22 protein-coding genes and 1 pseudogene are annotated in these 20,002 nt (G+C 70.0%); 14 read left to right on the top strand and 9 right to left on the bottom strand.

The annotated features are described in order from the left end of the window. Positions 1–81 precede the first annotated feature (81 nt). From OG978_RS42880 to OG978_RS42870, 3 genes are all read right to left on the bottom strand, one after another. A complete protein-coding gene (locus OG978_RS42880) occupies positions 82–537 on the bottom strand; it encodes a pyridoxamine 5'-phosphate oxidase family protein (RefSeq protein ID WP_326770511.1) in 456 nt (151 codons plus the stop codon). A 124-nt stretch (positions 538–661) separates the two neighbouring features. Further along, positions 662–1,288, bottom strand: coding sequence for a glyoxalase (locus OG978_RS42875; RefSeq protein ID WP_326770510.1), 627 nt, complete (start codon positions 1,286–1,288; stop codon positions 662–664). Between the two features lie 79 nt (positions 1,289–1,367). Next, positions 1,368–1,778: a VOC family protein gene (locus OG978_RS42870; protein ID WP_326770509.1), complete on the bottom strand. Its 411-nt coding sequence runs from the start codon at positions 1,776–1,778 to the stop codon at positions 1,368–1,370. A 103-nt stretch (positions 1,779–1,881) separates the two neighbouring features. Between OG978_RS42870 and OG978_RS42865 the strand changes: the two genes are divergently transcribed. Both OG978_RS42865 and OG978_RS42860 read left to right on the top strand, forming a co-directional pair. Next, positions 1,882–2,274: an SgcJ/EcaC family oxidoreductase gene (locus tag OG978_RS42865; protein WP_326770508.1), complete on the top strand. Its 393-nt coding sequence runs from the start codon at positions 1,882–1,884 to the stop codon at positions 2,272–2,274. A gap of 237 nt (positions 2,275–2,511) precedes the next feature. Further along, on the top strand, positions 2,512–3,114 hold the full coding sequence (locus OG978_RS42860) for a L,D-transpeptidase (protein ID WP_326770507.1): 603 nt from the start codon (positions 2,512–2,514) through the stop codon (positions 3,112–3,114). Between the two features lie 51 nt (positions 3,115–3,165). Here the strand turns inward: OG978_RS42860 and OG978_RS42855 are convergent, their stop codons facing one another. Beyond that, positions 3,166–4,578, bottom strand: a complete 1,413-nt coding sequence (locus OG978_RS42855; protein WP_326770506.1) for an alpha/beta hydrolase family protein — start codon at positions 4,576–4,578, stop codon at positions 3,166–3,168. 216 nt (positions 4,579–4,794) lie between these two features. On the opposite strand from OG978_RS42855, the gene OG978_RS42850 reads away from it, so the two are divergent. Genes OG978_RS42850 through OG978_RS42840 form a run of 3 tightly spaced genes read left to right on the top strand, consistent with a single transcriptional unit; the run spans position 4,795 to position 6,645 of the window. Further along, a complete protein-coding gene (locus tag OG978_RS42850; RefSeq protein WP_326770505.1) occupies positions 4,795–5,580 on the top strand; it encodes a DeoR/GlpR family DNA-binding transcription regulator in 786 nt (261 codons plus the stop codon). Between the two features lie 31 nt (positions 5,581–5,611). Continuing rightward, a complete protein-coding gene (locus OG978_RS42845; protein WP_326770504.1) occupies positions 5,612–5,989 on the top strand; it encodes a DUF4406 domain-containing protein in 378 nt (125 codons plus the stop codon). Then, complete coding sequence (locus OG978_RS42840; RefSeq protein WP_326770503.1) at positions 5,986–6,645, top strand: NUDIX domain-containing protein; 660 nt, start codon at positions 5,986–5,988, stop codon at positions 6,643–6,645. Before OG978_RS42845 ends, OG978_RS42840 begins: the two co-directional genes overlap by 4 nt. A 28-nt stretch (positions 6,646–6,673) precedes the next feature. On the opposite strand, the gene OG978_RS42835 is transcribed toward OG978_RS42840, so the two are convergent. Beyond that, complete coding sequence (locus tag OG978_RS42835) at positions 6,674–7,273, bottom strand: TetR/AcrR family transcriptional regulator (protein ID WP_326770502.1); 600 nt, start codon at positions 7,271–7,273, stop codon at positions 6,674–6,676. A gap of 52 nt (positions 7,274–7,325) precedes the next feature. Here OG978_RS42835 and OG978_RS42830 point away from each other — a divergent pair, with 52 nt between their 5' ends. Next, entirely contained in the window at positions 7,326–8,315 is a 990-nt protein-coding gene (locus tag OG978_RS42830; RefSeq protein ID WP_326770501.1) for a GNAT family N-acetyltransferase, read from the top strand. Positions 8,316–8,459: 144 nt separating this feature from the next. Here OG978_RS42830 and OG978_RS42825 read toward each other — a convergent pair whose 3' ends face one another. After that, positions 8,460–9,689 carry a PQQ-binding-like beta-propeller repeat protein gene (locus OG978_RS42825; protein ID WP_326770500.1) on the bottom strand — a complete coding sequence of 410 codons (1,230 nt, stop codon included), beginning with the start codon at positions 9,687–9,689 and terminating at the stop codon, positions 8,460–8,462. An 812-nt stretch (positions 9,690–10,501) separates the two neighbouring features. On the opposite strand from OG978_RS42825, the gene OG978_RS42820 reads away from it, so the two are divergent. From OG978_RS42820 to OG978_RS42790, 7 genes are all read left to right on the top strand, one after another. Further along, positions 10,502–11,158 (top strand): hypothetical protein, encoded by a 657-nt coding sequence (locus OG978_RS42820; RefSeq protein WP_326770499.1) that lies wholly within the window; start codon positions 10,502–10,504, stop codon positions 11,156–11,158. Positions 11,159–11,479: 321 nt separating this feature from the next. Continuing rightward, positions 11,480–12,010, top strand: coding sequence for a hypothetical protein (locus tag OG978_RS42815; RefSeq protein WP_326770498.1), 531 nt, complete (start codon positions 11,480–11,482; stop codon positions 12,008–12,010). Between the two features lie 107 nt (positions 12,011–12,117). Then, positions 12,118–13,008, top strand: coding sequence for a DUF4097 family beta strand repeat-containing protein (locus OG978_RS42810; RefSeq protein ID WP_326770497.1), 891 nt, complete (start codon positions 12,118–12,120; stop codon positions 13,006–13,008). A gap of 42 nt (positions 13,009–13,050) precedes the next feature. Beyond that, on the top strand, positions 13,051–14,067 hold the full coding sequence (locus OG978_RS42805) for an ATP-binding cassette domain-containing protein (RefSeq protein ID WP_326770496.1): 1,017 nt from the start codon (positions 13,051–13,053) through the stop codon (positions 14,065–14,067). Beyond that, positions 14,067–14,858 (top strand): ABC transporter permease, encoded by a 792-nt coding sequence (locus OG978_RS42800; RefSeq protein ID WP_326770495.1) that lies wholly within the window; start codon positions 14,067–14,069, stop codon positions 14,856–14,858. Before OG978_RS42805 ends, OG978_RS42800 begins: the two co-directional genes overlap by 1 nt. 72 nt (positions 14,859–14,930) lie before the next feature. Beyond that, the gene (locus OG978_RS42795; RefSeq protein ID WP_326770494.1) at positions 14,931–16,172 is read left to right on the top strand and encodes a cytochrome P450; all 1,242 of its coding nucleotides are present in this window, start codon (positions 14,931–14,933) and stop codon (positions 16,170–16,172) included. A gap of 4 nt (positions 16,173–16,176) precedes the next feature. Then, positions 16,177–16,410: a ferredoxin gene (locus tag OG978_RS42790; protein ID WP_326770493.1), complete on the top strand. Its 234-nt coding sequence runs from the start codon at positions 16,177–16,179 to the stop codon at positions 16,408–16,410. A gap of 105 nt (positions 16,411–16,515) precedes the next feature. Here OG978_RS42790 and OG978_RS42785 read toward each other — a convergent pair whose 3' ends face one another. From OG978_RS42785 to OG978_RS42775, 3 genes and pseudogenes are all read right to left on the bottom strand, one after another. After that, complete coding sequence (locus OG978_RS42785; protein ID WP_326770492.1) at positions 16,516–17,412, bottom strand: DUF3626 domain-containing protein; 897 nt, start codon at positions 17,410–17,412, stop codon at positions 16,516–16,518. Between the two features lie 49 nt (positions 17,413–17,461). Then, positions 17,462–17,665 (bottom strand): annotated as a pseudogene (locus OG978_RS42780) (isochorismatase family protein); the annotation flags it as partial. Between the two features lie 39 nt (positions 17,666–17,704). Then, a complete protein-coding gene (locus OG978_RS42775; protein WP_326770491.1) occupies positions 17,705–18,820 on the bottom strand; it encodes an FAD-dependent monooxygenase in 1,116 nt (371 codons plus the stop codon). A gap of 159 nt (positions 18,821–18,979) precedes the next feature. Between OG978_RS42775 and OG978_RS42770 the strand changes: the two genes are divergently transcribed. Beyond that, entirely contained in the window at positions 18,980–19,981 is a 1,002-nt protein-coding gene (locus tag OG978_RS42770) for a TetR/AcrR family transcriptional regulator C-terminal domain-containing protein (RefSeq protein ID WP_326770490.1), read from the top strand. Positions 19,982–20,002: the final 21 nt, after the last annotated feature.

Genomic DNA, 20,002 nt, shown 5'->3' with positions numbered 1-20,002 from the left:
GCACGCGGGCACGCGGGCACGCGGGCACGCGGCGAGCACGTGGCTGCGATGCCTCGACGAGCGTGCCGCTGCCGGCGGCGGTCAGCCGAGCCAGTGGCCGTCGCGCATGAGGTCGCGCCCCTGCAGTTCGTTCGCCTCCCGCCAGGCATGGATGCGCCGCGGCCGGATCAGGAAGTACTGGTAGGGCTGGTCGAGCTCGCGCGGGTCGAACCCGGTCCTGGCGGCGAACGCGTCGCCCGCCTCCGGGCCGAGGCCGGCGACGTCCACCGGTTCGGCGGTGCCGTCGACGATGACGACGTCGCGGGTGGGCCCGAGGCTGAGTCGCGCCCGGCCGTCCGCGAGGAGGTTGCGGCCGGTGATCGAGGCGCGTGGCGTCGAGATGAGGAACGCGGTCCCGTCCCAGAGGTACGAGAGCGGGATGAGGTAGGGGCCGCCCGGGGAGCCCGATGTCGCGATCCAGAGATCGACGTCGCTCTCCAGCCTCGCGCGAGTGTCCCGCAGCCTTTCCTCAAGTCCACGCGGCGGCGCGCCCGTCATGCTTCCTCCAGTTGCTTCGTGGCGAGCCCCTCCCCTAGAGGAAGGGGATCGCGGTGCGGTGGCCCGGAGCCTACCGGCTCCCCGGCGGGCAGGTCGGGGAGGACTGACGGGCAGCAGTGGCGCATCAAGGCGTGGTCGCCGTCGCTGCGGCCTCCCATGCGAACCCGTCCGGGTCGGTGAAGGGGCCGGCATCGCTGCCGATCAGGAGGCCGTGCGATCCGGTGCCGTCGGGAGAGACGCCGACGTCCTTGGCCAGGGCACGGCGCCTGTACAGCGCCGGCTTGACGGGACTCGCCCCGGCAGCGAACTCGACGTACATGCGGCTGAAGCTCTTCGCCACGACAAGGCCCTGGTCGACGTAGAACCGCTTGCTCGCGACCACGTCCGCGACGCCCAGCAGGAGCACGATCTCGTCGATCTGCCGGGTGGCGGGGCCGGTGTCCTTCTTCGCCGAGGTCGCGACCTTCCAGATCGTCCCGTCCGGGGCCTGCACGACGCCGCCGTAGCCCCAGAGCGACTTCGCGGCAGGCTTCAGCGGCGTGGCGCCCGCGTCGAGTGCGGCGTCGATGAGGCTGTCCACGTTGGCCGGCTGGGACACCGTGAGCGAGAGCGTGAACCCGCGGAAGCCGGTTGTGGGTACCTCCGAGGCCCGCAGGCGGATCTGGGTGTCCAGACCGAAGGCGGTGGTGTAGAAGCGGTTGGCGGCCGTGGGGTCGGCCACCTCAAGGGTCACGGTTTCGATGGTTGCCATGTCCCTCACGCTAGTTACGGCCCGGCGACCGGTGCTTCTCGATTCCTGATCGGTTCGGTCCGGGCTGCCGCAGGATGGCTCAGCGGAGTTCCTGGATGCGGACCAGGTTGCCCGCGGGGTCGCGCAAGGCGCAGTCGCGGATGCCGTACGGCTGCTCGGTCGGCTCCTGGACGACCTCGGCGTCGGCGGCCTGCACCTTCTCGAAGGTCCCGTCGAGGTCCCGGGTGGCCAGCAGGATCCAGCCGTAGGTGCCCTTGGCCATCATCTCGGCAATGGTGCGGCGCTCGTCCTCGGTGATCCCGGGGTCGGCGGCCGGCGGTGCCAGGAGGATGGACGTACTGGGCTGTCCGACGGGACCGACCGTGATCCAGCGCATCTTGCCCTGTCCGACGTCGCTGCGTACCTCGAAGCCGAGGACGTCACGGTAGAAGACCAGGGACGCGTCCGGGTCGTCGTGCGGGAGGAAGCTCGTGTGAATGGAGATGTCCATAACGATCAGGGTAGGCGCGGCTCCGTGAATCGCACTTCGCGAATCCCGCTCGGCGACCACAGCACTTGACCTCAACTGAACTTGAGGTATCAGAGTGCTCCCCATGAACACCGAAACCGCAGACATCAAAGCCATCGAACACATCGTGGCCACCGTCGAACACGCTCAGCGGGCCAAGGACGTCGAGGGGTTCCTCGCGCTCTTCCATCCCGATGCCGTCTGGACGACCGCCCATGGCAAGGTCCTCATCGGCCTCGACGCGATCGCCGAGTTCACCCGCGTCATCCTTCCCAATTCGAACTGGGACGGCGAGGTGACGTACGAGGCAGTGCACACGGAGTTCCTGCGGCCCGATGTGGCGGCCGTCAAGGTCCGGCAGCTCTACCGCTCGGCAGAGGGCGACTCGGAGGGCACCCCGCTGTACGTCATGACGAAGCAGGGTGACGGGACCTGGCTGCTGCACGTCGGCCAGAACACCGAAGTACGGGTCGGCTGAGAGCCCGTCCGAGCGCTCGTGCGCGGAACCGGGCCGTTCCGGCGACCGGACTTCATCCGGCGTGCATAAGCGCAGGCCGGAGCGGTGCATGGGGCGCGCATGTGGGCATACATGACCGCCCATCGGCGCATCGCCGCCGGGCGTTCCGTACCGCCTCCCCGAGGGCCCATGGTTGGTCCACGGCACCCCGGACCTCCGGGGCTTGCCGCTCCATCCCCCTCGAAGGAGTAATCACCCATGTCCGCAACCTCTCCCCTGCGTGTCCGTGCCGCCGCCATCGGTCTGAGTGCCATGGCCCTGATGACCGTTGCCGCCGCCACCGCCCCGAGCGGTCAGGCCGCCCCCGCGGCCGGCGGCCGGCCGGCTGTTGCCGCCGCCGTCACCACCTTGAAGTTCGTACGGAACACCGCTGACCCTCAGAACTCGCGTCTGCTGGTGGTACGCGACAACAAGACGCAGGCCGTCTTCCGCGCCGGCTCCGGACTCGGCCGCAACCACGCCAAGGGGCGTGACGAATGCGCCTCGGCCAAGGGATGGCTGCCCGTCGGCACGTACACCGTCGGCGCCCGTCAGACCCGCTACAACGGCAACTTCATCAAGGGCTACGCCATCCCTCTGAGCAACAAGACGTGCAAGAACGGCCGGACCACACGTACGGAACTCTTCATCCACAGCGAGATGACCCGTACCGGAGGGCAGGGCAGCACCGAGAGCCGGCGCTGGGACGGTGTGGGCGACTACAAGTCCGCGGGCTGTATCAAGCTCGCCCCGGAGGACATCAAGAAGCTCTTCCGCAACCTCGGCCGGGGCGCGGCCCCCAACCGTCTCGTCGTCGTCTGACATCGGGAGCGGGTGTGTCCGGGCCCGCGGGCCCGGACACACCCGCTGCTGTCAGCGCCCCGGCAACTTCTCCTGCAACCAGTCGAAGACGACATCGCAGTGCTGCTGCGGGGCCATCGGGGAGCAGTGCAACTGCGCTCCGGTGGCCGCGGTGAGTTTCACGTAGTCCTTGGGGGACGTCAGCCTGTCGAACATCCGGCGCGGCTGTCCGGGATAGAACTGCTCGTACTCGTAGTCGAGGACCAGGGTGGGCATCGTGATGCGGTCCACGACGCTCGTGAGCGTCAGTGACTCGATGCGTTTGGCGGGGGTGTAGAAGTCGGTGAAGACCTTGCCCTCGCGGGCGGCGAGCATCGCCGGGACGGAGAAGGGTTCGAAGCGCTTCTTCATCGTCGCGGCATCGGCCGCGGGCAGCTCGGGGACGACTTCCTTGTTCCAGATGTCGTTGGTCTCCGTCCTGCTCGGGGTGAGGATCTTCCGGATCTCCGGCGGGAAGCCCAGCCAGGGTTCCAGGCATCCGGGCATCGCCACCAGCGCGGCGATCCGCTTCTCGAAGGCCGCGGCGCGGGGAGCCAGGTTGCCCGCCATGCTCAGCCCGGTCAGGGCGATCCGGTCGGCGTCCACGTCGGAACGGGCGACCAGCCAGTCGACGAGCGCCGTGACCACCGTTTCCCAACGCGGCGTGAAGACCACGCGGTTCACGAAGAGCAACTGCCCCTGGCCCGGCCCGTCGTACACGAGGGCGTTCCAGTCACGCTCCAGGGCGGCCGAGACGCCGTAGGCCCACATGTCGACGTTCTGCCCGTCGCTGCCGTTCGTGAGGATCACGGTGGGCCGCTGCTTGCCGGAGTCGTCGGGGCGGAAGAACCACACCGGCAGCGGGGTCCTCCCGTACGGGACGTCCGACGTCACCGGCACCGGGTCGCTCAGCTCACAGAACGTGTCCCAGGCGCCGCGCCCGGCCTTGTACAGCTGCTCCTCGTCGGCGGGGGCGTCGGAGCCGAGGACGAAGAACAGCGCCTGGGCGTAGTACTGCGCGGCCCGCAACGCGCGAAAGCGCCTGGTCTGCCGGTCGGGCTCGCTGCCTTCGGGCGCCCTCATCAGCTGGTCGCCGAGCTTCTTGAAGGTCTCGACGTACGTCTGCGCGGTGAGGCCGGCCTTGTTGATCGCGTTCACGGCGGTGAGCACCTCGCCCACCTCGCTGCCGCCGAACCCTGCCCCGCCGAGGGCCCACAGGCCATTGAAGTTGAACGCCGGGTCGTGGAAGAGCGTCATCACCCCGGGCGCGGCACCCGCCGACGAGCCGGTGGCCGACGCCGTGGGCCTGGGCGAGGGCCCTTGCGCGGAGGAGGCTCTGTTCACGGGCGTGCAACCGGCAGCGAGCGCGACCCCGGCCCCACCGACGATCCCGGTGAGCGCGGTGCGCCGGCTCAACCGGGATGCCTCCTGCGATACGTGAGTCATACCGGCGACCGTAGGAGCCGCGCTTCCCGCACCTCCCCGCACGACACAGGTCGTTCCCCCGAACAGCCTGGAACACGCGGAGCCGTTCGCCCATGGCGGGTTTGGTGCAGGTCTCCCGCCCCGAGGCAGCGGGGGGCTGTGAGCGAAGCCGTCCCGCGATCAACATTTCTCACACAAGAATGTTCATTCAAACCTACACATGGTAGAAATTGAGGCATGGGTGTCGCCAATCGTTTGGACCTGACCCTGCGATTGGTGCAGGGCTCCGACCGGGTTTCCGTGTCGGAGCTCTCCCATCGCCTGGGCGTCTCGGAGATGACTGTGCGCAGGGACCTTGACACGCTGGAGCGTCAGGGCCTGGTGCGAAGGGTGCATGGTGGTGCTGTCGCCACCCGTCCGCGTGAGGAGGACGCGGGATTCTCCGCGCGGGAGCCGTGGCAGGCGGCCACCAAGGACCGCCTGGGTGCGGCCGTGGCCGCGCTCGTGGAGCCGGGATCGCGGGTGCTGCTCGACGCGGGGACCACGACCGTGCACGTCGCCGAGCACCTGGCCGCCCGGGCCCCGCTGACGGTCGCTGTGCTCAGCCTGCAGGCGGCACTGAGCCTGGCCGACCGGCCCGGCATCGACCTGCTGGTCGTGGGGGGCCGCTCCCGTCCCGCCGAACGCTCCCTCGTCGGACCGCTGGCGCTGCGCACCCTGGAGTCCCTGGCCTTCGACTGCTTCGTGATGTCCATCGGCGGTGTGCACGCCGAACACGGCTGGTCGGAGTTCTCACTGGACGACGCGGCCGTCAAGCAGGTCGGACTCACCCGGGCCACCCGCACGATCGCGGTGGCGGACGCGACCAAGCTGGGAGTGCGCGCGTTCAGCCGGGTCGCACCCCTCGACGCGGTGCACCGCTTCGTCACCGACAAGGCGGCCGAGGACGCCGCCACCCACCCCAGTGGCCCGGAGACCCTGGAGGCCCTGCGGGACGCAGGCGTCGACAGCCTCCTGGTCTGAATCCACCGTCCCCAAGGAGTGATGAACGCCCATGACCGACGTTCCACGCGCACTGATGATTCTCGTCGCGGGCCCCTACCGTTCAGGCACCGACGACGACCCCCGCAAACTCGAAGCCAACGTGCGGGCTATGAACGAAGCCGCTCTCGTCCTGTTCCGCGCCGGGCACCTGCCCGTCACCGGCGAAGCCCTCGCCCTGCCGCTCCTGGAGACAGCCGGCAGCACCGGCCCTCACGACGCGCTCTTCCAGGAGATCTTCCACCCCGTCGCCGAGCGGCTGCTCTCCCGCTGTGACGCGGTCCTGCGGATCGGCGGCCCCTCCGAGGGGGCGGACCGGATGGTCGCCCAGGCCCTTGCGCAGGGCAAGGACGTCTACACCGGCCTCGCCGCCGTTCCCGACGCCCGATGACCGCCGGCGTCGACACCCCCGACCGGCGCGGTCGCACCGGCCTGGACCAGCACGGCCGCGACCTCACCGGCAACCCGCACGTGCGGATCCGCGAGGTGGAGCTGCTCTCCAGCGACTGGTACGTCCTGCGGAAGACCACCTTCGACTACCAGCACGGTGACGGGCACTGGAGCCGCGAGCAGCGCGAGACCTACGACCGTGGTGACGGGGCAACCATCCTGCTCCACAACACCGACCGGCGCACCGTGCTGCTGACCCGTCAGTTCCGCCTCCCCGCCTATGTCAACGAACATCCCGACGGGATGCTGCTCGAAACCGCTGCCGGGCTGCTGGACGGCGACAGCCCGGAAGAAGCGATCCGCCGGGAGGCCGCCGAAGAGACCGGACACGCTGTCGGCACCGTCGAGCACGTCTTCGACGTCTATATGAGCCCCGGCTCGGTCACCGAGCGCCTGCACTTCTTCGCTGCCCCCTACGACACGGCCGACATCCCCGCCGGCACCGGCGGCGGGATCGCCGCCGAAGGCGAAGACATCACCACCGTGGAGCTGCCCTTCACCGAGGCACTCGACCGGATCCGCAACGGCACGATCGCCGACGCCAAGACGATCATGCTGCTCCAATGGGCCGCCCTGGACGGACCGTTCGCGCCATGAGCGCGGTGAAGATTCGCGTACGTACCCTTCATGGCCGGGGCAGTGCGATAGAGGCGAGGAAGTCGTCGAGCATGGCGATCTGTACGGCCTCGGGGAACCGGCCGGGGTCGAAGAGGGCCTGGACGACGAGCCCATGGGTGAACGCGACCGCGGTGGCGGCGAGTTGCTCCGGGTCGGTGGCCGGCGGAAGCTCGCCCAGGCCGCGCGCGGCTTCGAAGTGCGGGCGGATCGCCGAGCGCATCCGGGTGTAGCGGTCGGCCTGGTCCGCGGCCAGCCCGTCGTCGGCGAGGGCCAGATCCCAGGAACTGACCCAGATGCGGTTGCGGGCGGTGTCGCCCGCGGTCAGCGGCAGGATGTCCAGCAGCATGGCTCGCACGGTGGCGAGGCCCTCGGTGGGGCGGTCGCGGCGGGGACGTTCCGCGGTGCGCTTCTCCAGCAGATCCAGGGCATGCTCGATCAAGGCCCGCTTGGCCGGGAAGTAGTGCATGAGCATCCCGGTCGAGACGCCCATCGCGGCCGCGACGGTACGCAGGGTCAGCCCACCGAATCCCTTGTCGGCGAGTACGTGCCACACCGCCCGGGACACGTCGTCGCGGCGGGCTTCACGGTCTCCAGGTGCGGGCGGCATGCTGCTACCTTACGTACCGAACGCTTGTTACGTACCCAGGGACGAGGTATCCGTGTTCACACTTCCGCTCGGCGAAACCGCTCAGCTCCGCCCTCTGGAACCCTGGCACGCGCAGGAGTTCCTCACCCATATCGACCGCGCACGGCCCTACGTGGACCCTTGGATACCCTGGGCGACGTTCAGCACCGATCTCGCTTCCGCCACGGCCGTCCTCCAGCGTTACGCCGACAAACAGGCCGTGGACACCGCCCGGATCTACGGGATCTGGCTGGACGGCACACTGGTCGGCGGCGTCATGTTCACGCGTTTCGACAGCGCCTCCGGAGTGTGCGAGGTCGGCTGCTGGCTGGAGGCCGCCGGGGAAGGCCGCGGGCTGGTGACCCGGGCGTGCCGGGCGTTGATCGACTGGGCTTTCGCGGAGCGCGGGATGAGCCGGGTCGAATGGTGGGCCGCGGCGGGCAACACCCGCAGCATCGATGTCGCGCGCCGGCTCGGGATGACCCGTGACGGCGTGCTGCGGAAGCACACCGAGTACCGGGGCGTACGGCGCGACATCGAGGTCTGGTCGGTCCTCGCCGAGGAGTGGTCGCCCGTGGGAGAAACGCCTGTCGGAGAAGCGCCCGCCGGAGAAGTGTCCGTTTCCGATGTCAAGGCCGAGCTCGACCGGCTGATGCACGCATTCCTCGGTGCGTTCACCAACACCGGCGGCGGCCGGCCGAATCTCGACGTCATCCGTGAGGTGTTCATTCCGCAAGGGACGATCATCGCGAACATCGGGGACGAACCCCTGGTCCACGACCTCGACTCGTTCATCGAGCCCCGGGAGAAAATGCTCACCGATGGGACGCTGACCGAGTTCTCCGAATGGGAGGTCGCCGAACGGACCGAAGTCTTCGGGTCCATCGCGCACCGGTTCAGCGAATACCGGAAGTCCGGCATCCGCGACGGCGAGCGGTTCGAGGGATTTGGCCGCAAGACCACCCAGTTCGTACGGACGGCCACCGGCTGGAGGATGAGCTCGTTGGCCTGGGAAGACGAGTAGGCACTCCCTGGCCCGGCCCGGCCCGGGGCGGGACGGGACGGGACGGCCGGGCCGGTTCGAGTCTCGCGGGCCCACATGGGCATCTCGAGGAGCTGCGGCACCCGGTCGCCGATCGAGGTCCCATCGCGCGACCGAGTGTGCGGATCACACGGCGGGGAGCCCGTAGAGCCGCTTCCCGTGCATCACGGCCAGCCGGTTGCCCGCCGCCACCACGTACCACTGCTGGATGTCGCCGGTCTTGTCGTTGTAGGTCCAGCGCAGCTTCCCGGTCGCCGCGTCGAAGGCGTGCACGCCGCCGTCCTTGTCGAACTCGGTCGCGCCGTACAGGGTGCCCTTCACCTTGGCGAACTGCCATGCCTGCGTCGCCGACTCCCGCAGATCCTCGTTGTGCCAGATCTGTTTGCCCGTAGCGGGGTTCACCGCCCACATGGCGCGCGCGCTGTCGGCCGCGTAGAGCACCCCGTCCAGGACATGCGGGTCGTTGAACGCGCTGAACTCCTCCGTCCGGAGCGACCAGCGTTCCTTGCCCCCGGCCAGTTCGAACGCCCGCAGCCGTTGGCCGTCCGCCACGATCACCAGATCCTCGTGCACGGCGAAGCGGCGGTTGTTGGACCGGCTGATCTTCTTCGTCCACAGCTGCCGGCCGGTCGCCGTGTCACGGACGGTCACGTTCTCCCGGTAGTCCGTGTAGACCAGGCGCCCGCCGACGGCCGCGGCGGTGATGCCGAACTCCTCGGTCCCCGCGTCGCGCTGCTCACGCCAGGCGATCTTGCCGGTGGTGGTGTCGATCGCGGCGATCACGTTGTTCGGCGTCGTGAAGTCCTTCTCCAGGATGCCGGCGAGGACATACACATGGCGGTCGTCGGCCGCCATCGGGCGCGGCTGCTCGTACTGCTTGCCCAGGCGGCTGCGCCAGGTCTCCTTGCCCGTGGCCGGATCCAGACCCACCACGTCACCGTCGTACTCGGCGCTGGCGAGGTAGAGCGTGCCGCCGCCTACGATGAGTTTGGCACCGGGCGTGGTGACGCCCTTGCGCGACCACTTCTCCTTGCCAGTGGCCATGTCCCGTCCCACCAGCGGGTCGCCCGACACCAGGGCCACGTCCCCGATCACCGCGAGCGCGTCGTTGCCCGCCAGATTGCTGTTCGCGGCATTCGTCTGCCACAGCGGCTTGGGCGCCTGGCCCGGCGGCGGGGTGGTGAAACTGTCGCCGTTCTTGCCCCCGCCCGGCTTCGAACTGCCGCCCGGCACGTCCGCTTCCTCCTCGGGACCGCACCCCACAACCCCGGCCCCGAACACGGCCAGCCCCAGCCCTGCCCCGGCCAGCCGGAGTATCTGCCTGCGCGGCACCACGTGCCCGTCACGACTGCTCACGTCTGTTCCCACTTCCGTCCAACTTTTCCGACGTCCCCCAGGGACACCCTGAGCGCCGCCAGGCTAACCGTCGATTTTCGGACGACCGCCGGATGGCACACAGTCGGGACATGGCCGTGAAGGTCCCGTCACAGGGCAACCGTCGCGTCTCACGCAAGCATCTGCCGTGCCGCACCCGGAGCGTGCCCCGGCCTCCGGGGCATCCAGGACCGGATCGGCGCGCCCGGACCGGTGCCGGGCGAGGCAGGACGCCTGGGTCATGCTGGGCGCCGAACACAGGGGAGGCATACAGCGCATCCCCCACGGTGGCGCTGCCCCCGCCGCCTTCCTACGCACCGTCCAGCGCCGTCCCGCTGCACCAGGCCCCGACCGAAGCCGCCCCCGTGGGCGACGCGTCGGCCGACACCGACACCGACCTCGCCTTCGTGGCGGTTGCCCCGGAGAGTTCCCTCCTGATCGACGCCGGCGGCGTCGTGCTCGGCTCGGAGTCCGGGGATCTGCATTTCGCCTGGGACGGGATCAGCGCCGTCGAGTACGCGGCCGAGGGCCCCAAGCACCTCAGGGTCACCGTCCGCCTCCACGACGGCACCACCCACCCATCAGTGCCTGCTCGCCGCTCGCAGGCGGGCCCGTCTCCAGGAGTGGCTGGAGGATCTGCCGCTGATCCTGGAGTGTCACGTAGCCGCCGCACGCGGCCGGCCCTCGGATTCCGGCCTGCGCCACCGCATCGTCCAAGGGCCGAAGAGCCAGGGCCGAAGGGCCGGGCTAGGGTGCGGAGGGCAACAGGTCTGGGGAAGCGTGTGGAACAGCGGGTGCGCATACACAAGGTGCGACTGGGCGGCAGCGAGGTCCGGGTGGTCCGGCCTGCCCCGGCTGCGGCACGGTTGGCTCTGCGCGACGACCATCATTGGCTGTCGATGTACGCCGACCGCGACGGCGCCGTCCAGCTCGCCGCCGTGTGGGCACTGGCCGCCCGGTCCGCCCGGTCGCTCGTCCACCTGCCGATCCGGGCCAACCCGGCCCCCGACGGCGTCGTCAGCGACGGCGAACCGGTCTCGCTGGACCTGGTCCTCGTCCACCACAGCCTGCAGTTTCCGACCGCGTCGTGGAAGCAGGTCCGGGCACGACTCGGCCCCGGCGAACCCCACACCACGGCCACCCCGGACCAGGACTTCCCCGACGAGACCGCCATCGACCATCGGCGGCGCGAGTACCGGGCATACCGTGACCACCTCGGTTTCGACATCGCCGCGCACACTCTGTTCGTCGTGGGCAGTTCCACCGCGTTCCGCGAGCACGGCGCCGCGCTACGGGGCCTCGTCGACGAGGCCCCGTCGTACCGGCACCGCTACCCGGACGCCGGGCACTTCTGCGTCGAGCTGAGCCCCGGCCCGTGGTCGCGGGCGCGGACCCGTCGGAACGTACCCGCCCGCTTGCACATCCAGTACTGCGACACCTGGCGCATGTGACGCACCTTCAGGCGTTCGTGTCCTAGCCACAGCGGATCCGCTCTGCGCGCCGTCTTCCCCGGGGCGCGCTGACTCCGCTGTCGCCCGTGCGACCGGAGGCTGACACCGGTCGACCGGTCCATATGCGCGGCGCGGAGACGCCAGACCCGTCGCGAGTGATGCCACGATGGCGTCACCGGCGGCACTGCCGCAAGCCATCTCACCGCCAGAACGGCGCCACAACGCATCAATTCAAGGAAGAAACACCAGGTCAGACCCGCATGAGCCAACATGGGGCCAACTTGGCTCGCAATGGCGCCATTCATGTGCCATGATGACGTCATGGACCTCACGCCCTACGTCGACAACCTCCGGCAGGAACTGGCCGTCGCCGCGAACGCCGGCGGCGACGACGCCCGTGCCCTCGCCGAACGGCTCACCGCCCCCCTGGAGTCCGCCGCCCGCCTGACCCTCCTCGACGCACTGTCCGCCGCCATGGGCGAGGTCACGCGGGAGCTGGCGCCGGGCTCGGTCGACGTACGACTGCGCGGACTCGACCCGGAGTTCGTGGTGGCGGCGGCGCCCGCCCCCGAGCCGTTCCGGGAGGCGCAGGGACCGGTCGCGGCCCCCGCCGCGCCCGCGCCGCCGCTGCCGCCCGCGGACGCCGACGACGGCGCCACGGCGCGCATAAACTTCCGCCTCCCCGCCCACCTCAAGACCCGCGCGGAGGACGCCGCGGCGGCGGACGGCCTGTCGGTCAACGCCTGGCTGGTGCGGGCCGTTTCCACCGCCCTCGACGCCAGGGAGCGCGCAAGCTCGCCGGGCCCCGGCAAGGACTCGGGCGGGCGGGGTTTCACCGGCTGGGTCCGCTAGGGCCTGTCCACCCCATTCTCACCGGCGGATCGTCGATCCCGCCGACGTCACTCATCGCCCGCCTCACCGGCGGGATCAACCACCCAAGCCAAAAGGACGGAACAGCCATGCCTTCTTTCGAGACCCCCGAACCGATCTCCGCCACCCTTGAGTTGGAGGCCGGCACCGCCCGCATCATCGCGGGCAAGCGCACCGAGACGGTCGTGGAGGTGCTGCCGTGCAACGGATCCGACGACAACGACGTACGTGCCGCGCAGCAGACCCAGGTCACCTGCTCGGGCGGCCGCCTCACGGTCACGACACCCAAGAAGCGGTCCCTGTTCGGCAAGCCGGGCGCCATCGAGGTGAGCGTCGAACTGCCCGCGGGATCGGAGGTCCGGGCCACCTCGGCCATGGGCGGCTTCTTCTGCGAAGGCCGCTTCGGGGAGGTCACGCTCAAGACCTCGCTCGGCGACCTCCAGGTCGACGAGGCGGCCGACGCCGGTCTCAGGACCGGCCACGGCGACATCCGCCTGGCCCGCTCGACCGGGGACGTCGAAGTCATCGGCTCGGGCCGGATCGAGATCGGCACGGTCGCCGGCACGGCGACCGTGAAGAACAGCAACGGCACGACCGAGGTCGGCGAGGTCACCGGCGGCCTGAAGACCGACACGGCCAACGGCGACATCTCCGTCGGCATCGCGCACAGCATCGTCAGCGCCAAGGCCGCCAACGGCCGGATCGAGATCGGCGTCGCCCACGCAGGGGTCGACGCGATGTCCTCCAACGGCCGCATCCGCGTCAGCGACGCCACCCGCGGCCGGATCGACCTGCGCACCTCCGTCGGCGACCTCGAAGTGGGCATCCACGAGGGCACCGCCGCCTGGCTCGACCTGAACGCCAAGTACGGCACGGTACGCAATTCGCTCGGCTCCTCCGCCGGCCCGGCGGAATCCGACGAGACCGCCGAGGTGCACGCCCGGACCGCGGCCGGCGACGTCATCATCCGCCGCGCCTGACCCCGCGTACCCCCAACTCCCCACCCACCGAAGGAAAGCGGCATGACTGCCACCCATACATCCGCGCCGATCCCCGCGAACGCGACGGCTCCGGCAATCACCGCCACCGGACTGCGCAAGTCGTACGGCGACAAGCTCGTGCTCGACGGCATCGACCTGACCATCGCCGAAGGCACCGTCTTCGCCCTGCTCGGCCCCAACGGTGCCGGTAAGACCACCACCGTGGAGATCCTCTCCACCCTCATCGACGCCGACGGCGGCGAGGCCTGGGTCGCGGGCCGTCATCTGAACCGGGAGGTCGACGCGGTGCGCTGCGCAATCGGCGTCACCGGCCAGTTCTCGGCCGTCGACAATCTGCTGACCGCCGAGGAGAATCTGCTCCTCATGGCGGATCTGCACCACCTCGACCGGCATGAAGGCAAGCGGCGGGCCAAGGACCTGCTGCGCCGCTTCGACCTGTCCGAGGTGGCGGGCAAGACCGCCGTCACCTTCTCCGGCGGTATGCGGCGCAAGCTGGACCTGGCGATGACCCTGGTCGGCGATCCGCGGATCATCTTCCTCGACGAGCCCACCACGGGACTCGACCCGCGCAGCCGACGCACCATGTGGGAGATCATCCGGGGCCTCGTCGCCGACGACGGCGTGACCATCTTCCTGACCACCCAGTACCTCGAAGAGGCCGACCAACTCGCCGACCGCATCGCCGTGTTGGACCACGGCAGGCTGATCGCCGAGGGCACCGCCGACGAGCTGAAGCAGCGCATCCCCGGCGGCCACATCCGGGTGCGGTTCGCCGACGCCCAGGGCCTGGACACCGCCGCGGGCATCTTCGGCATCGCCACGCGCGACGTGGAATCCCTCACCCTGCAGATCCCCAGCGACGGCTCCATCCCCAACCTGCGGGCCGTCCTCGACGCCCTGGAGTCCACCACCGTCCGGGCCGAGTCGCTCACCGTGCACACCCCCGACCTCGACGACGTCTTCCTGACCCTCACCGGTCAGCCCCGCCCCGCCGACACCGTCGCATCGCCCGTCGCATCGCCCAAGGAGAACGTCTGATGGCCACCATGTCCTACGCCGCCAAGGACTCCAGGACGATGCTGCGGCGCAATCTCAAGAAGGCCCTGCGCTACCCGTCCCTGACTCTCACCGTCGTCATCATGCCCATCGTGATGCTGCTGCTGTTCAACTACGTGTTCGGCAGCGCCCTGGGCACCGGCATCAGCGGCCTGCCCACCGGCAGCGGCGACTACATCGACTACCTGGCGCCCGGCATCATCCTGATGGCCGCCACCTCCGGCGCCCTGACCACCGCGATCAGCGTGTGCGTCGACAAGACCGAGGGCATCGTCAATCGCTTCCGTACGATGCCGATCTCCCGGGCCTCGTTCCTGACCGGCCATGTCGTCGGCAGTGTGATCCAGACGATGACCAGCATCGCCCTCGTCATCGGCGTCGCCCTCCTGATGGGCTTCCGCCCCAACGCGACGCCCGTCGAGTGGGTCGCCGCCATCGGCCTGCTCGCCATGCTCACGCTCGCGCTCACCTGGCTCTCCGCGGGCATCGGCCTGGTCGCCAAGAACGTGGAGACCGCCAGCAACATCCCGATGCCGCTGACGTTCCTGCCGTTCGTCGGCAGCGCCATCGTGCCGACCGATTCCATGCCCACCGGCCTGCGCTGGTTCGCCGAGTACCAGCCGTTCACTCCGATCATCGAGACCCTGCGCGGTCTGTGGCTCGGCACCGGGATCGGCTCCAGCGCGGTCATCGGCCTCGCCTGGTGCGCAGCGCTCTCGCTGGTCGGTTACGTGTGGGCGCGCCGCACCTTCAAGGCCGGCGTCAAGCGGTAACGGCCGCTCCCCTCAAGCCACTTCACCGATTCACACCATCCACACCCCGTTCGACGATCGCAGGAGGACCCCATGCCGTACGACCCTACGGCCGACGACACCACCGCCGCCGACCACACCACCGAAGAGCCGCCCGCCCTGCCCACCGACCGACGCACCGGCTGCCCCTTCGACCCGCCCGCCGAACTCACCGCGCCGCGCGACCAGCCACTGCGCCGCATGCGCTACGCCGACGGACACCTGGGCTGGCTGGCCACCGGACACGCCGCGGCCCGCGCGATCCTGGCCGACCCGCGCTTCAGCTCACGCTACGAACTCCTGCACCTGCCGGTACCGGTCGCAGGGATGCCACCGGAGCTGCCGCCGGCACCGGTCGGCGACATCACCGGCCTCGACGCCCCCGAGCACACCCGCTACCGACGTCTGCTCACCGGTAGGTTCACCGTCCGCCGCATGCGTCAACTCACCGAGCGAGTCGAGCAGTTGACCACCGAGTGCCTGGACGCCATGGAGCAGGCCGGGCCCACGGCCGATCTGGTGGAGGCGTTTGCGCAGCCCGTGCCCGCGCTCATGATCTGCGAGCTGCTCGGCGTGCCGTACGCCGACCGGGAGCGCTTCCAGGGCCAGGTGGCGACCATCTTCGACCAGACGGCGGATGCGGAGGCGAAGGGCGAGGCCTACACGGCACTGCTCCAGTACCTGAACGAACTGGTCCTCGCCAAGCGCGCCGAACCCACCGACGACCTGCTCAGCGATCTGACCACCTCCGACCTCACCGACGAGGAGCTGGCCGGAATCGGCGGGCTGCTGCTCGCCGCCGGGCTCGACACCACCGCGAACATGCTCGGCCTCGGCACCTTCGCCCTGCTGAGCAACCCCGACCAGCTGGAGGCCCTGCGCGCCGACCCCGCACTCGCCGAGCAGACCGTGGAGGAGCTGCTGCGCTACCTCAGCGTGGCCGACCCGCTGCTGCGGTCGGCGACCGAGGACGTCGAGGTGGAGGGCCGACTCATCAGGGCGGGCGAGACGGTGACCGTTTCCGTGCAGGCCACCAACCGCGACCCGCACAAGTTCCCCGACCCCGACCGGCTCGACATCCACCGCAGGGCCACCGGACACCTGGCCTTCGGACACGGCGCCCACCAGTGCCTGGGCCAGCAGCTCGCCCGCGTCGAGATGACCGTCGCGTTCCCGGCGCTCTTCGCCCGCTTCCCCACCCTGCGCCTCGCGGTGCCGCCGCAGGAGGTGCCGCTGCGCGACCGTTCCAACATCTACGGCGTGATCAGCCTGCCCGTCACCTGGGACAAGGAGTAGCCCCATGAGCGACCCCCGCGAGCCGCTGCGTCTCAGCGCCGACCGTGATCGCTGCGCCGGCGCCGGCATGTGCGCCCTGACAGCTCCCGAGCTCTTCGACCAGGACGACGAGGAAGGCCTGGTGGTGCTCCTGCACCCCACGCCGGCCCCCGGGCACCGGGCCGCCGCCCGGATGGCCGTCGGCCTCTGCCCCGCCGGAGCCATCGCCCTCGACTCCCCGGACACCACGGACTCGTAGCGACCGTGACACTTCCCGGACCGAGAACCCCGCACCGCGCACCGGTGGGGGCTCTCGCGTGTGCGGCCCCACCCATCACGCCGCCCCGGCCCCGGCCCCCGGAGTTCAGCGCACGGCATCGCGTCGGTCGGCTCGAACAGCGCACACCGATTCGTCAGCGGCCTCCTCAGGCGCCCCGAAACGCGCCAAGTAGTGCCACACCTTCTTGACCGCCTGGGGGTCATGGTCGCCGTCACGTGCCGCTGCTCCGACGACGCGAGGATCGAGTACGCCGCCGCCGGCGATCCGCGCGCCCAGGTCGACGTACTCCTGCCCCCGGTAGCCGGGGTGAAGGCGAAGCGTCTCGACGCCGAGACGAAAACCCGGGTGCCACTCGACGGGGCAGCCGAGACACCGGGCCGCGGCCTCGACAGCCGTGCCTCGGTAGCACGGGTCCAGGACCAGCGCCTCCACATGACGGCTCAGTCGGACCGGGCCGTGCACCTGGGCCTCGATGTAGTCGTCGAGGTCGTCCTGGCTGTCGGCCAGGGCGAGCTCGATGAGCCCCATGCGGGCCGCGACACCGAACTCCGAGGGCTCGAGGAAGCTGTCCGGGTAGCAGAACGTGGTCCGCGCCAGTGTCCGGGCGGCCAGCCGGAAGTGGGCGGAGCCGAACCGCGGCGCCCCTCCGACCGGCTTCCGGCGGAAGTTCAACGCCCCGTAGACGGGCCGCTCATGAGCGGACGCCGCGTCGTACGCTCCGTTGAAGATCCGGCTCTCCCAGCGCCACCGGTCTCCGCCGGGATACGCGGTCAGTCCGCCGTTGCTGGTCCCCGTGACGAACTGGGAACGGTAGACGCCGTCTCCCGCCAGGGCCTCAAGAATCGGCTTGCCGTGCAACAGGCGGTCCGGGTGGAAGTTGAGGGTCACCCGCAGCGCCGGGTCCACCGGAGGGCCCGACGCAAGCTCCGCAACGTGACGAAGGGCCCTTGCCTGCGGTGTCCGGGAAACTTCGGAGCTCATCCGCACAGTGTCCCCCAAGCCGATCGACCGGTGCGCAAGGCCCCGGCGCTCAGGTCAGGGACTTCCCGGACTCGACGACGACCCCGTAGAGGTCGGCGATCGTGGCGAGCGCGCTGTGGTGGATCTGGTCGGCGCTCAGTTCGGTGCCCACCGACCGCAGAGGGCGCGTCGCACAGGCGTCGGCAACCACCGTGGGGCGGTTTCCGCGCAGGAACGCGCCCTCCGCGGTGAAGGTCACGCACATGTGCGTCACCCCCGGTGATTTCTTGCATCCCATGCATTGGTATACGAATCAGTCGTCCAGTGAGAGTGCGTTCTTGGCTTGTTCGACGGATGACTCGGTGGCGGGCCCACCGGAATTCTCGGCGGCCAGGGCCTGGTTGAGGGTGACAAAGGGGCGCATCCGCTGCTCGTAGCGGGAGAACGCGGCACGGTGGTCGCCGGGCGTCCGGGCCAGACTGTCGGCCAGCACGTGGGCGCCCACGAGGGCCAGACCGGTGCCCTGACCCGAGAGCGGTGAGGGGCAGTAGCCAGCGTCTCCGAGCAGGGCCACCCTGCCGCGCGACCAGTGGTCCATCCGGATCTGGGCCATGGCGTCGCAGTAGAAGTCGGGCGCGTCCCCGGCGGCCTTGGCCAGACGGGGCCCCTCCCAGCTCAGGGCCGCCAGCTTGTCGACGACGAGTTGCTGCAGGGCACCGCTGTCGCGCAGCTCGCGGGCGAGGGGTCCGGACTCGAAGCCGAAGGCGATCCTGAGCTCCGTGTTGTCGCGTACCGGCATGATGCCGAAGCCCACCTCCCCGTCCCGCAGCCACACCTGCCAGTCGTCGAGCCCGAGGAAGTTGTCCGCGCTGAACACCGAGAGGTAACTGCCCAGGTGATGGGCGAACCGCTCCTCGGGGCCGAACGCCAGACGCCGTACGGTCGAGTGCAGGCCGTCGGCCCCGATCACGAGGTCGAAGGTGCGGGACGCCCCGTGGACGAAGTCGACGCGCACGCCGGCCTCGCCCTCGTCCTCCTGGAGCGCTGCGATGCTGTCGCCGAAGAGGTACTCGGCATCCGCGTGCGTGCGCTCCTGCACCATCCGCACCAGATCCTCGCGGAGCAGCTCGATGTCGTCGCTGTCGAGCCGGCCGCTGCTGAAGGTCGACTCGGTGGAGCGGTCGATCTCGTGACCCTCGGGGTCGAGGACCGACATGCCGCGCATCCGGGTACGTACGCTCCGTGCCTGCTCCAGCAGGCCCATCCGCTCGACGACGTCGAGGGCGACCCCGCGTATGTCCACGGCCTGGCCTCCGGGGCGCAGCCCTGGGGCGCGTTCGACGACGGTGGGCGCGAAGCCGTGGCGGTGCAGCCAGTGGGCGAGCACGGGCCCGGCGATTCCGCCGCCGGAGATGAGAACGGTCTGCATGGAAGGCTCCTTCGGTACGCTGTACGCAATCTGAACGTACGGCGTACGCGCACCCTCTTCAACTGGCATAACAGCCCCGCTGTACTAGAACAGTTGACGTCCAGCCAACGTTCTCGCTGCTACCCTCTGCACTAGTACAGAACAGGAAGGCCGCAGGACGTGACGAAGCCCACAGCGACACCCGCCGAGCCGCCCTATCTGCGCATCGCCGCCGGAATCCGCCGCCGCATCGCCGACGGTGAACTCGCCGCCGGGGACCGGGTTCCCTCGACCCGTCAGATCGCCAGGGAGTGGGGCGTCGCGCTCGCCACCGCCACCAAGGCCCTGACCACTCTGCGCCTTGAGGGACTCATCGAGACCCGCCCCCGGACAGGCACCGTCGTCGCCGGAACCGCTCCCGTCACAGCACCCCGCAGAAGCCCGTCACCGGACCGGGTTCCGGACCGGGGTCCGACCTCCGCCTCCGCTCCCTCCGCCCCCGAGCGGGAGCTGAGCCTCGACCGGATCGTCCGCACGGGAATGGCCATCGCCGATACCGAAGGGCTGCCGGCACTCTCCATGCGCGGCATCGCGGCCCGCCTCGGTGTCGCCGCCATGTCGCCCTACCGGTACGTCCCCAGCAAGGACGACCTCGTCCTGCTCATGGCCGATACCGCGTTCGGCGAGGAGTCCTACCCCGCCGACGCACCCGAAGGGTGGCGCCCCCGCGTCGAGCTGGGGGTCCGGACCCTCTGGACCCTGTACCGCAGGCACCCGTGGCTGGCCCAACTCGGGCCAGTCACCCGCCCGTTGCTCGTACCCAACCTCATGGTCCACGGCGAATGGGTGCTGAGCGCCCTCGACGGCCACGGCCTCGCCCCCACCACGCTGTTCGACATCCACGTACTGATCTACAGCCACACCCACGGCCTGGCGGTGCACCTGGAACGTGAGGCGCAGGCCGAAGCCGCCACGGGCCAGTCGGACGACCAGTGGATGGACAGCCGCGCCCCGACCCTCCAGGGGCTGGCGGAATCCGGCCGCTTCCCCGCCTTCGCCAAAATCGTCGGATCCTTCGGCGACGGCTACGACCTGCGGCTCGACGCCCTCTTCGAGCTCGGCCTCAAGGCGCTCCTCGACGGCCTGACACCCATCATCGAGGGCCGGAAGGCCGCCCCGTAGATCATTCCCGGGCCCTACTGT

The sequence above is a fragment of the Streptomyces sp. NBC_01591 genome (assembly GCF_035918155.1).
GTDB lineage: Bacteria > Actinomycetota > Actinomycetes > Streptomycetales > Streptomycetaceae > Streptomyces.
Note: the sequence above shows the minus strand (reverse complement) of the source record. Positions and strands in the feature narration are given on the sequence as shown.

Excerpts from the sequence above, each read along its gene's own strand:
- OG978_RS42785 (WP_326770492.1), bottom strand. The coding sequence starts at position 17,412 with ATGAGCTCCGAAGTTTCCCGGACACCGCAGGCAAGGGCCCTTCGTCAC.
- OG978_RS42870 (WP_326770509.1), bottom strand. The coding sequence starts at position 1,778 with ATGGACATCTCCATTCACACGAGCTTCCTCCCGCACGACGACCCGGAC.
- OG978_RS42815 (WP_326770498.1), top strand. The coding sequence starts at position 11,480 with ATGGACCTCACGCCCTACGTCGACAACCTCCGGCAGGAACTGGCCGTC.
- OG978_RS42790 (WP_326770493.1), top strand. The coding sequence starts at position 16,177 with ATGAGCGACCCCCGCGAGCCGCTGCGTCTCAGCGCCGACCGTGATCGC.
- OG978_RS42850 (WP_326770505.1), top strand. The coding sequence starts at position 4,795 with ATGGGTGTCGCCAATCGTTTGGACCTGACCCTGCGATTGGTGCAGGGC.
- OG978_RS42775 (WP_326770491.1), bottom strand. The coding sequence starts at position 18,820 with ATGCAGACCGTTCTCATCTCCGGCGGCGGAATCGCCGGGCCCGTGCTC.
- OG978_RS42875 (WP_326770510.1), bottom strand. The coding sequence starts at position 1,288 with ATGGCAACCATCGAAACCGTGACCCTTGAGGTGGCCGACCCCACGGCC.
- OG978_RS42855 (WP_326770506.1), bottom strand. The coding sequence starts at position 4,578 with ATGACTCACGTATCGCAGGAGGCATCCCGGTTGAGCCGGCGCACCGCG.
- OG978_RS42805 (WP_326770496.1), top strand. The coding sequence starts at position 13,051 with ATGACTGCCACCCATACATCCGCGCCGATCCCCGCGAACGCGACGGCT.
- OG978_RS42845 (WP_326770504.1), top strand. The coding sequence starts at position 5,612 with ATGACCGACGTTCCACGCGCACTGATGATTCTCGTCGCGGGCCCCTAC.
- OG978_RS42860 (WP_326770507.1), top strand. The coding sequence starts at position 2,512 with ATGTCCGCAACCTCTCCCCTGCGTGTCCGTGCCGCCGCCATCGGTCTG.
- OG978_RS42835 (WP_326770502.1), bottom strand. The coding sequence starts at position 7,273 with ATGCCGCCCGCACCTGGAGACCGTGAAGCCCGCCGCGACGACGTGTCC.
- OG978_RS42795 (WP_326770494.1), top strand. The coding sequence starts at position 14,931 with ATGCCGTACGACCCTACGGCCGACGACACCACCGCCGCCGACCACACC.
- OG978_RS42810 (WP_326770497.1), top strand. The coding sequence starts at position 12,118 with ATGCCTTCTTTCGAGACCCCCGAACCGATCTCCGCCACCCTTGAGTTG.
- OG978_RS42865 (WP_326770508.1), top strand. The coding sequence starts at position 1,882 with ATGAACACCGAAACCGCAGACATCAAAGCCATCGAACACATCGTGGCC.
- OG978_RS42880 (WP_326770511.1), bottom strand. The coding sequence starts at position 537 with ATGACGGGCGCGCCGCCGCGTGGACTTGAGGAAAGGCTGCGGGACACT.
- OG978_RS42800 (WP_326770495.1), top strand. The coding sequence starts at position 14,067 with ATGGCCACCATGTCCTACGCCGCCAAGGACTCCAGGACGATGCTGCGG.
- OG978_RS42840 (WP_326770503.1), top strand. The coding sequence starts at position 5,986 with ATGACCGCCGGCGTCGACACCCCCGACCGGCGCGGTCGCACCGGCCTG.